Consider the following 9,611-nt stretch of genomic DNA (forward strand, 5'->3'; position numbering starts at 1 on the left):
GCTTCTTTACTAACTTTCCAGGAGTTGATCGTTCATGACTGTTGCGATCCGTGTGATCCCATGCCTCGACGTGGACAACGGCCGAGTCGTTAAGGGAGTGAACTTTGAGGGGCTGCGCGATGCCGGGGACCCGGTGGAACTGGCCAAGCGCTACAACGCCGCAGGTGCCGACGAAATCACCTTCCTCGACGTCACCGCGTCCTCGGGTAACCGGGAGACCACCTATGACGTGGTTGCCAAGACCGCCGAGGAAATCTTCATCCCGCTGACCGTTGGTGGTGGCGTGCGCGCCGTCGAGGACGTAGACCGCCTGCTGCGGGCCGGGGCCGACAAGGCCTCGATCAACACCGCAGCCGTCGACCGTCCCGAGGTCATCAACGAAATTACCCAGCGCTTTGGTTCCCAGGTGCTAGTGCTTTCCCTGGATGCCCGCCGCACTGACAACCCCGAGGTCGCCTCGGGCTTCGAGGTGACTACCCACGGTGGTCGCACCGGCACCGGCCGGTGCGCCGTGGCTTGGGCCAAGGAAGCTGCACAGCGTGGCGTGGGGGAGATCCTGTTGAACTCGATCGACGCCGATGGCACCAAGGACGGGTTCGACCTGGAAATGATCCGTGCTGTGCGTGCGGAGGTCACCGTTCCGCTGATCGCTTCCGGCGGTGCCGGCGGACCGGAGCACTTCCCGCCGGCCATTGCTGCAGGCGCCGACGCGGTCCTAGCGGCTTCGATCTTCCACTTCGGACCGGACGACATGATCAAGCAGGTCAAGGACGCCATCCGTGAAGCCGGTTTCCCGGTCCGCTGACCCATTGTCCCTGGACGAAACCATGTCCAGGGGCTGGCAGGCACTCGAAGAAAAACTTGTCGACGGCTGGACCGCCCGGTTTTCCGGTGGCGTGACCAAGCGTGCGAACTCGGTGCTGCCGCTGGAAGAACCGCGCGAGGTTGCAACGGCAATCTCCGCGATCGAGGAGCGTTATGCAGGGCGCGGGCTGCCGGCGGTGTTCCAGATCAGCCCAGGCTCCTTGCCCACGGATCTGGATGCACTGTTGGCCGAGCGCGGCTACCTGCTGGATTCGCCCACTCTGGTCCAATATCTAGCACTTGGTGACGGCGAAAAGAGAGCAATCGCAGCTCACGATCCGAGAATCATGATGTCGGATGAGCCAAGCTACGGGTGGCTTGAAACCTTCTGGGACGTCGAAGGCCCGCATACACCGGAGCAGCAAGCCCTCAGCCAAAGGATCCTGACCCGCACACCATCCATCTATGCTTCCTTGGTGGTCGACGGAAAAAACGAAGCCGTTGCCCGACTTTCGCTGGTTGGGAAATTGGGTGGGATCTACGCGGTCGCCACCCGGGAGAACTCCCGTTCGCGCGGACATGGCCGTGCAGTTCTCCGGGCCCTGCTTGCCGAATCCGTGCAAAGGGGCCTCGAGGGGCTTTGGCTTCAGGTCGTCGAATCGAACGAGATGGCCCGAAGGCTCTACGAATCCCTGGGCTTCGAAACAGTCTCCCGCTACCACTACCGTGTGCAGCCGAAGACAGCGTCCTGACCCGGTGTTTCTTCGGCCGACAAGAGATAGGAAAACGGTGCGTTCTTATCCCATGGCAACGGCCTGGTGGGGCACTTCGGGATTCCCTCCATCACCGTGCCCAGGGGCACCAGGGAAGATCTAGACCGACAGCAGGGCGACGGCCTTGGGTTCGCCCTCAAAGGTCACCAGGGCCTCGGCCCGACGGCCCGAGGCGTGGAGCATCAGCTCTCCGGGCCGCCCGGTGATGGCCACCGAGATGGCGGCATTGCGCACCACATGACGCTGCCCGTCGGGACGGACCAAAATGATGCCCACATCCACGCCCCGGTAATAGAGCCCGGCTCGACGCACCAAGTCCTTCCAGAGCAGCTCCTCGTACTTTGCGTCCAAGGCTCGCGGGACCCAACGGTCGGTCGCTCGGCGGACATCCTCGGTATGGATGAAAAATTCCGAGAGGTTCGCCGAATGGTCCATGCGCGGCAGTGATAACGGCGAAATTCTGGGTGCGCCACGGCGGAACTCGTTGATGAGGGCTCTGAACGCGGTGCGGTTACTGGCGGCTTCGGCACGGCGATTCAATTCGGTTTCCATACGCTGTGCCAGGGGCTTGAACAACAAACCTGCCGCCAGCAGTGATTGCTCGCGCAACACTAGGTGCGCGGCCAAATGCCGCGCCTCCCATCCTGCGCACAACGTGGGGGCCGTTGGCCCTGCCGCCAGCAGGACTTCGGCCATTACTTCACGCGAGGCTGGTACGAAATGCATCACTTCGAAACTAACACGTTCGGGGGCGCTTAGCGCCCCTATGTCGCGACGCCGCCACGGGGTATGTGACCAAAACGTCACCGGGACTCCCACACAGGTGTTTTAGGCCCTGATCTGCCCACCGGGGCACTAGACTGGTGGGGATGTCACAGAACCCTGCCTTCGCCGCTCCCGCCACCGTCGGGGGCAAGCTTTCCCCGCAGATTGCCGCCGCCCTGAAAAAGGACGACGCCGGACTGGTGGCCGCCATCATCCAGCAGCACGGATCCGGAGAGGTCCTGATGCTTGGTTGGATGGATGATGAAGCGCTGCGCCGCACCCTCACCACCGGGCGGGTCACCTTCTGGTCCCGCTCGCGCAACGAATACTGGCGCAAGGGTGACACCTCCGGGCACTCCCAGCTGGTCCGTTCCGTGGCCTTGGACTGCGACGGCGACGCACTGCTGGTGATCGTCGACCAGATCGGTGCGGCCTGCCACACCGGGGCACACACCTGCTTTGACGGACGCGAACTGCCGGCAACCGTCGGCCGCCGCGTTTCCTAACGCAGACCACTTTTCTTTATCCGCAACACGCAAGGATCCTTTCCCCCATGCAACCTCTCGGCGCACTTTCGCCCACCCGCGAGCAGTTCCGCGCCTTGGCCGCCGAACGCCGCGTCATCCCCGTCACCATGAGGGTGCTGGCCGATGAGCTGACACCCATCTCGGTCTACCGCAGGCTAGCCAACGGGCGGCCCGGAACATTTCTGCTGGAATCGGCTGCGGCCGGGGGAGTCTGGTCACGCTACTCCTTTATCGGCGTGAACTCGCCTGCGACGCTGACCACCCTCGACGGCAAGGCCCACTGGCTGGGCACCCCACCGGACGGGATGCCCTGCGATGGCAACCCTGTCGAGGTGCTGCGCGACACGGTCCGTGCGCTGCGTACCGAACCGTTGGAAGGACTGCCGCCGCTGACCAGCGGCATGGTCGGCTTCATCGGCTGGGAAGCGGTGAGGCACTGGGAGAAGCTGCCCAACCCGCCGGTGGACGATCTGCACCTGCCGGAGCTCGCCATGAACCTGGTCGGCGATATGGCCGTGCATGACAACACCGATGGCACCCTGACGCTGATCGCTAACGCCATCAACTTCAACGGCACCACCGAGGGCGTCGACGGGGCCTACGACCACGCGGTCTCCCGCCTCAAAACCATGCTTGACACGCTCGGCGAAGCTGCCGAAAACCCCGTCTCGGTGCTCTCGGGCACCAACGTCCCGGCCGACGAACTGATGAACGCCGTCACCCACTCCTGGGACGAAGACTCCTACCGCCAAGCAGTACTGCGCGGCAAGGAAGCCATCGTGGAGGGCGAAGTCTTCCAGGTGGTCGTCTCGCGCCGCTTCGAACTGGAAACCCATGCCGACCCGCTGGATGTCTACCGAATCCTGCGCGGCACCAACCCCAGCCCGTACATGTACCTGTACAGCCTGCAAGACGCGCACGGCAAGGACTACTCGATCGTCGGGTCCTCACCCGAGGCCCTGGTCACCGTCAACGACGACCACGTAGTCACCCACCCGATCGCCGGCTCACGCCCGCGCGGGGTCACCTACGAGGACGACGTGCAGCACGAGAAGAACCTGCTGAACGATGAAAAGGAACGCGCCGAGCACCTGATGCTGGTCGATCTCTCGCGCAACGACCTCTCCAAGGTCTGCGTCCCGGGCTCGGTCGAGGTCACCCAGTTCATGGAGGTCGAACGCTTCAGCCACATCATGCACCTGGTCTCCAACGTGGTCGGCAAGCTGGCGCCCGGACATGACGGCTACGACGTGCTGGCAGCAACCTTCCCGGCCGGAACCCTCTCCGGGGCACCCAAGCCGCGCGCGCTGCAACTGCTGGACGAATACGAGCCCTACCGCCGCGGCATCTATGGCGGGGTGGTCGGTTACCTGGACTTCACCGGGGACATGGACATGGCCATCGCGATCCGCTCGGCACTGATCAAGAACAACCGCGCCTACGTGCAGGCCGGTGGAGGCATCGTCGCCGACTCGGACCTGGACGCCGAGGCGTTAGAAACCATCAACAAGTCGGCTGCACCGCTGCGCGCCGTCTGGGCCGCCGGGACCATGGCCGGGGCACGAGTGGAGCAAGACCAATCATGAGCACAGTGAAGAAGCCGCGCAGTAACTACAAGCGCCGGGTGATGCTGCTGGGCCTGCTCGGAGCGCTCGTAGCGCTGGGCATCAGCACCCGCACCTGGATCACCGTCCAGCCCGCGGTGGGCACCGTGAAGATCCCGCTGATCGAAGTCGCCGGATCGGATGCGGCAACGGCGGTGGCGGCCTTGGCCGTGGTCGCGCTGGCCGGATCGTTGGCCGCCATGATCGCCGGGAAGATCGCACGCTGGATCATTGCGGTGATCTTGTTGCTGGCCGGCGGCGGCATCGCCGGGTCCGGCATCGTGGTGCTGTCCGACCCGGTGGCCGCGGCCGCCACGAAGGTCGGCGAGGCCACCGGGTTGAATGCTTCAGATGGCGTCTACCACGTGGGCATCTGGCCCTGGTTCTCGATCTTGGCCGGGTTGCTGCTCGTGGCCGCGGCACTGCTGCTGGCCATCACCGGTCGGCATTGGAAGAGTTCGCGCAAGTACACCAGGGACGCCGCAGCCGGTGCCCCGGCGTCCGGCGGCCAGGCCTCCGAGGGGCGAATCGATGAAATCACCGGTTGGGACTCGCTCTCCCGGGGAGATGATCCCACCGGCTGAACCGCACACACAACGCAACATGGCATGCCATCGTCTTAAAGAATGGCAGAATAGAAGCGAGAATCTTCTCGGGAGGAATCCCGATTCGCACGAGGTGAGAAGGAGTATCCCACCATGGCTAACGCCAACCCCCAGATCGATCCCATGCACTCCGAAGAAATCGGACACGGCAATTCGCGTGCCGCATGGTCCATGTACGGCATCATGATGGTCGGTTTCGTCATTGGCGGCATCGCCTTCGCCGCGCACAACCACGTTGTGGTCTACGCGTCGGTCGGGATCGTCATCCTCGGCCTGATCGTCGGCTGGATCATGAAGAAGGCCGGTTTCGGCGTCGGTGGCCCCAAGTCTGGTTTCACACACTAGTCGTGAGCGTACTAACTGAAATCATCGCGGGCGTTCGGATTGATCTGGACGCCCGTCGGTCCATCCTCGGCCAAGCGGAAATCGAGGCTGCTGCCGCTGCCGCGGTCCCGGCACTCGATGCCTATGCCGCTCTGGGCGGTCACACCGACCCCGCCCAGCGGGATCACACGCTTCATGTGATCTCCGAAGTGAAACGCAAGTCTCCGTCCAAGGGTGCGTTGGCCGAGATCGGCCGACCCGAGGATCTTGCCGTGGCCTACGAGGCCGGTGGTGCCTCGGTGATCTCCGTGCTGACCGAGGAACGCCGCTTCGGCGGTTCCTTGGCCGATTTCGATGCGGTCCGCGCCGCGGTGAAAATCCCGCTGCTGCGCAAGGACTTCACCGTCGAGGAGTACCAGATCTATGAGGCCCGCGCCCACGGTGCGGACCTGGTGCTGTTGATTGTCGCAGCACTCGACGATGCGCAGCTGCGCGGGTTCCTGGACCTCACACACGCACTGGGCATGAACGCCTTGGTCGAGACGCATACCGCCGAAGAGATCGCCCGCGCGGTCGCCGTGGGTGCCAAGATCATCGGCGTGAACGTACGCAACCTCAAGACCCTTGACGTGGACCGCGGCAACTTCGCCCGGCTTGCGTCGGGGATCCCCTCGGATGTGGTGATCATCGCCGAATCCGGCGTCCGTGGCGTCGCCGATGTCGAGCACTATGCACAGCACGGTGCCGACGCTATCTTGGTCGGCGAGGCCTTGGTCAAAGACAACGACCCGCGCACCGCCGTCAAAAACTTTGGTGCCGCCGGAACCGCGGCCAAACCGCAACGCGCCGGCTAAGCCACCACCTGCAACACCCCTCGAAGAATTCCTGAGCTAGAAAAGGATGCGCCAGATGACCCCGAAGACCGGTGACCCAGATATGGGCGGAAACCAGCCAACCCCCGCTGAAGCCTCTTCGCTGCGGCACGCCGCGGGCCCCTACTTCGGGGACTACGGCGGACGCTGGATGCCTGAGTCGCTCATCGCGGCCATGGACGAGCTCACCGAGACCTTCGAGGCGGCCAAGGCCGACCCGTCGTTCATCGCCGAGGTCAAGGAACTGAACAAGAACTACTCGGGCCGTCCCTCGCTGCTCACCGAGGCCAAGCGCTTTGGTGCGGCGGCAGGTGGGGTGCGCGTCTTCCTCAAGCGCGAGGACCTCAACCACACGGGCAGCCACAAGATCAACAACGTGCTGGGCCAGGCACTGCTGGCCAAGCGCATGGGCAAGACCCGGATCATCGCCGAAACCGGGGCCGGCCAGCACGGGGTCGCCTCGGCCACCGCAGCGGCACTGATGGGCCTGGAATGCGTGGTCTACATGGGCGCCGAAGACACTCGGCGGCAGTCGCTGAACGTGGCACGCATGCAGCTGCTTGGTGCCACCGTGATCCCGGTGACCGCCGGATCACAGACACTCAAGGACGCCATCAACGAGGCCCTGCGAGACTGGGTAGCCAACGTGGGCAACACCCACTACCTGCTGGGCACTGCCGCCGGCGGACACCCGTTCCCGGCCATGGTGCGCTACTTCCACGAAGTCATCGGCGAGGAAGCCCGCGAACAGATCATCGCCCAGACCGGAAGGCTGCCCGACGCCGTGGCAGCCTGCATCGGCGGCGGCTCCAACGCCATCGGCATCTTCCACGGCTTCCTCGACGACGCCGAGGTCGAGCTCTATGGCTTCGAGGCCGGGGGAGACGGCGTGGGCACCGACCGCCACGCCGCCACCATCACCCTGGGCAAACCCGGAGTACTGCATGGGGCCAAGAGCTACCTGATGCAGGACGACGACGGGCAGACCATCGAGTCGCACTCGATCTCCGCCGGCCTGGACTACCCGGGCGTCGGACCCGAGCACGCCTACCTGGCCGACATCGGCCGGGTGAACTACGAGCCGATCACCGACACCGAGGCCATGGACGCCTTCTCGCTGCTCTGCCGCACCGAAGGCATCATTCCGGCCATCGAATCCTCGCACGCGCTGGCCGGTGTCCTGAAGATCGCCGAACGCAAGATCGCCGCCGGAGTCGTTCCGGAAGAGACCATCATTGTCGCGAACCTCTCGGGCCGCGGCGACAAGGACGTCGGCACCGCCGCCGAGTGGTTCAACCTCATCGACAACGCACAGAAGGACGCCAAGTGAGCCCCGTATCGAAAAGCGGCGCAGCAATTGCCGCAGCCCGTGCCGAAGGCCGCCCGGCGCTGATCTGTTACCTGCCCGCCGGATTCCCCGACGTGCAGGGCACCATCGATGCAGCCGTGGCGATGGCAGAGAACGGCGCAGACATCATCGAAGTCGGCATCCCGTACTCGGACCCGGTCATGGACGGATCGGTCATCCAGGCCGCCACCGTGCAGTCGCTGGTCCAGGGCTTCAAGGTCGCCCAGGTCTTCGACATCGTCAAGGGCATCACGGAGCGCTGCAGCGCCACGGTGATGATCATGACCTACTGGAACCCGGTATTGCGCATGGGCGTGGACGAGTTCGCCCGCCGCCTGGCCGAGGCCGGCGGCGCCGGACTGATCACCCCGGACCTGGTCCCCGATGAAGCCGCCGAATGGTTTGAGGCCTCCGACAAGTACGGGCTCGACCGCGTCTTCCTGGTCGCACCCTCCTCCACCGAGGCCCGCATGAAGGCCACCGTGGCCGCCAGCCGCGGCTTCGTGTACTGCGTCTCGATCATGGGCGTCACCGGCGCCCGAGACACCGTCTCCGACGCCGCCGCCGCAGTGGTTGCCGCGGCACACGCCGCCGGCGCCGAGAACGCCTGCGTCGGATTGGGTGTCTCGGCGCGCAAGCACGTAGAAGAAATCGGCGCCTACTCCGACGGCGTGATCGTGGGCACCGCACTGGTGGCCGCATTGCGCGACGGGGGAGTCGAAGCCGTTGGTCGGCTGACGGCCGAACTCAGCGGGCGGGCAGCGAAAGTATGATGCAGCTGGCCGTTGCCGGAACCCACGTCCTGGCCTCGATTCCGAGCCCACCACCAGAATTCTCGAAGTTCTCCATCGGCCCGCTGACCATCCACGCCTACGCCATCTGCATCATGATCGGCATCGTCTCCGCGATGTGGATGACCGCGCGCCGCTGGCGTGCCAAGGGCGGCCCCGAGGACGTGGTCTGGGACATCTGCATCTGGGCGATCCCCTTCGGCATCATCGGTGGGCGCCTCTACCATGTGCTGGTCACCGACCCCGAGTACTACTTCGGGCTCGGCGGTCAGTCGGCCCATTGGGCCGAGATCCCCCAGATCTGGGCCGGCGGACTGGGCATCATGGGCGCCATTTCGCTCGGCTCCCTGGGTGCCTGGATAGCCTGTCGTCGCGCCGGAGTGCGCCTCTCGGCCTTCCTTGATGCAGCGGTCCCGGGCGTACTACTGGCCCAGGCCTTCGGCCGCTGGGGCAACTGGTTCAACCAGGAACTCTTCGGGGCGCCCACCACCTTGCCGTGGGGCCTGGAAATCGATGCGAACAGCTACAACTTCCCTCCGGGGCTTCCGGCCGGAACCCTGTTCCAGCCCACCTTCCTCTACGAATCACTGTGGAACGTCGCCGGGGTGTTCTTGCTGCTGGCCCTGGACCGCAAGTTCAAACTGCGCCGCGGTGCGATGTTCTGGGCCTACATCACCTGGTACGGCATCGGGCGGACCATCATGGAAACCATGCGCATCGATGCGGCCGACACCATCACCATCTTGGGCATCGGGTTGCGCGTGCACATGTGGCTGGCCATTGCCATGATCATCATGGGCATCATTGGCATGGTCTTTGTGCTCACCCGCTTGCGACCGCTTCCGGACCCCGGGGTGTACCTCAAGGGCCGCGAACCCCAGCCCGAGGTCGCCGCAGCAACCACTGCGGGCGATGCCGGCGCAGCCGAGACCAAGCTCGAGAACAAACCGGAGGACGCTAAGCCGGAAAACGGCACACCGACCGACGGCAAGGCCCCGCCGGCCAGCTGATCTGAGCCCACCTGCAGCCATTACGACCCCCGTCATGACCCCTCCGTTGAGGGGAATCATGACGGGGGTCGTGTCGTTATGCGACGAAACTTTCAGGAAACTCAAAAGTACCTAGTCAGCAACGCATCTGAGATAGTCGCGAAAACTGTTGGAAACATGGGGGCGTATAAAACCGAAACATCTCGGTG

11 protein-coding genes are annotated in these 9,611 nt (G+C 64.6%); 10 read left to right on the forward strand and 1 reads right to left on the reverse strand.

Going from position 1 to position 9,611, the window contains the following annotated elements; genetic code table 11:
- Positions 1-34: 34 nt before the first annotated feature.
- Positions 35-805, forward strand: coding sequence for an imidazole glycerol phosphate synthase subunit HisF (hisF, locus tag ADIAG_RS17080; RefSeq protein ID WP_007272680.1), 771 nt, complete (start codon positions 35-37; stop codon positions 803-805).
- Positions 780-1,556, forward strand: coding sequence for a GNAT family N-acetyltransferase (locus tag ADIAG_RS17085; RefSeq protein ID WP_007272681.1), 777 nt, complete (start codon positions 780-782; stop codon positions 1,554-1,556). The genes hisF and ADIAG_RS17085 overlap by 26 nt, the downstream gene beginning before the upstream one ends.
- 120 nt (positions 1,557-1,676) lie before the next feature.
- Here the strand turns inward: ADIAG_RS17085 and ADIAG_RS17090 are convergent, their stop codons facing one another.
- Positions 1,677-2,303 carry a TIGR03085 family metal-binding protein gene (locus ADIAG_RS17090; RefSeq protein WP_043475724.1) on the reverse strand — a complete coding sequence of 209 codons (627 nt, stop codon included), beginning with the start codon at positions 2,301-2,303 and terminating at the stop codon, positions 1,677-1,679.
- Positions 2,304-2,446: 143 nt separating this feature from the next.
- On the opposite strand from ADIAG_RS17090, the gene hisI reads away from it, so the two are divergent.
- From hisI to lgt, 8 genes are all read left to right on the forward strand, one after another.
- Positions 2,447-2,848: a phosphoribosyl-AMP cyclohydrolase gene (hisI, locus tag ADIAG_RS17095; protein WP_007272683.1), complete on the forward strand. Its 402-nt coding sequence runs from the start codon at positions 2,447-2,449 to the stop codon at positions 2,846-2,848.
- Positions 2,849-2,895: 47 nt separating this feature from the next.
- Positions 2,896-4,455, forward strand: a complete 1,560-nt coding sequence (locus tag ADIAG_RS17100; protein ID WP_007272684.1) for an anthranilate synthase component I — start codon at positions 2,896-2,898, stop codon at positions 4,453-4,455.
- Positions 4,452-5,057 carry a Trp biosynthesis-associated membrane protein gene (locus tag ADIAG_RS17105; protein WP_007272685.1) on the forward strand — a complete coding sequence of 202 codons (606 nt, stop codon included), beginning with the start codon at positions 4,452-4,454 and terminating at the stop codon, positions 5,055-5,057. The genes ADIAG_RS17100 and ADIAG_RS17105 overlap by 4 nt, the downstream gene beginning before the upstream one ends.
- A 114-nt stretch (positions 5,058-5,171) precedes the next feature.
- The gene (locus ADIAG_RS17110; protein WP_007272686.1) at positions 5,172-5,423 is read left to right on the forward strand and encodes an HGxxPAAW family protein; all 252 of its coding nucleotides are present in this window, start codon (positions 5,172-5,174) and stop codon (positions 5,421-5,423) included.
- Between the two features lie 2 nt (positions 5,424-5,425).
- Positions 5,426-6,256: an indole-3-glycerol phosphate synthase TrpC gene (gene trpC / locus ADIAG_RS17115; protein WP_007272687.1), complete on the forward strand. Its 831-nt coding sequence runs from the start codon at positions 5,426-5,428 to the stop codon at positions 6,254-6,256.
- A gap of 55 nt (positions 6,257-6,311) precedes the next feature.
- On the forward strand, positions 6,312-7,604 hold the full coding sequence (gene trpB / locus ADIAG_RS22270; protein WP_007272688.1) for a tryptophan synthase subunit beta: 1,293 nt from the start codon (positions 6,312-6,314) through the stop codon (positions 7,602-7,604).
- Complete coding sequence (trpA, locus tag ADIAG_RS22275) at positions 7,601-8,395, forward strand: tryptophan synthase subunit alpha (protein WP_007272689.1); 795 nt, start codon at positions 7,601-7,603, stop codon at positions 8,393-8,395. The genes trpB and trpA overlap by 4 nt, the downstream gene beginning before the upstream one ends.
- Positions 8,392-9,423, forward strand: a complete 1,032-nt coding sequence (gene lgt, locus ADIAG_RS17130) for a prolipoprotein diacylglyceryl transferase (RefSeq protein ID WP_007272690.1) — start codon at positions 8,392-8,394, stop codon at positions 9,421-9,423. The genes trpA and lgt overlap by 4 nt, the downstream gene beginning before the upstream one ends.
- The last annotated feature ends 188 nt before the right edge of the window (positions 9,424-9,611 follow it).

Origin of the sequence: Paeniglutamicibacter gangotriensis Lz1y (assembly GCF_000348945.1) — a bacterium.
GTDB lineage: Bacteria > Actinomycetota > Actinomycetes > Actinomycetales > Micrococcaceae > Paeniglutamicibacter > Paeniglutamicibacter gangotriensis.

Bases quoted from the DNA above. Each gene is read 5' to 3' on its own strand.
- hisF (WP_007272680.1), top strand. From the start codon at position 35: ATGACTGTTGCGATCCGTGTGATCCCATGCCTCGACGTGGACAACGGC.
- hisI (WP_007272683.1), top strand. From the start codon at position 2,447: ATGTCACAGAACCCTGCCTTCGCCGCTCCCGCCACCGTCGGGGGCAAG.
- ADIAG_RS17090 (WP_043475724.1), bottom strand. From the start codon at position 2,303: ATGCATTTCGTACCAGCCTCGCGTGAAGTAATGGCCGAAGTCCTGCTG.
- ADIAG_RS17110 (WP_007272686.1), top strand. From the start codon at position 5,172: ATGGCTAACGCCAACCCCCAGATCGATCCCATGCACTCCGAAGAAATC.
- trpB (WP_007272688.1), top strand. From the start codon at position 6,312: ATGACCCCGAAGACCGGTGACCCAGATATGGGCGGAAACCAGCCAACC.
- ADIAG_RS17100 (WP_007272684.1), top strand. From the start codon at position 2,896: ATGCAACCTCTCGGCGCACTTTCGCCCACCCGCGAGCAGTTCCGCGCC.
- ADIAG_RS17105 (WP_007272685.1), top strand. From the start codon at position 4,452: ATGAGCACAGTGAAGAAGCCGCGCAGTAACTACAAGCGCCGGGTGATG.
- lgt (WP_007272690.1), top strand. From the start codon at position 8,392: ATGATGCAGCTGGCCGTTGCCGGAACCCACGTCCTGGCCTCGATTCCG.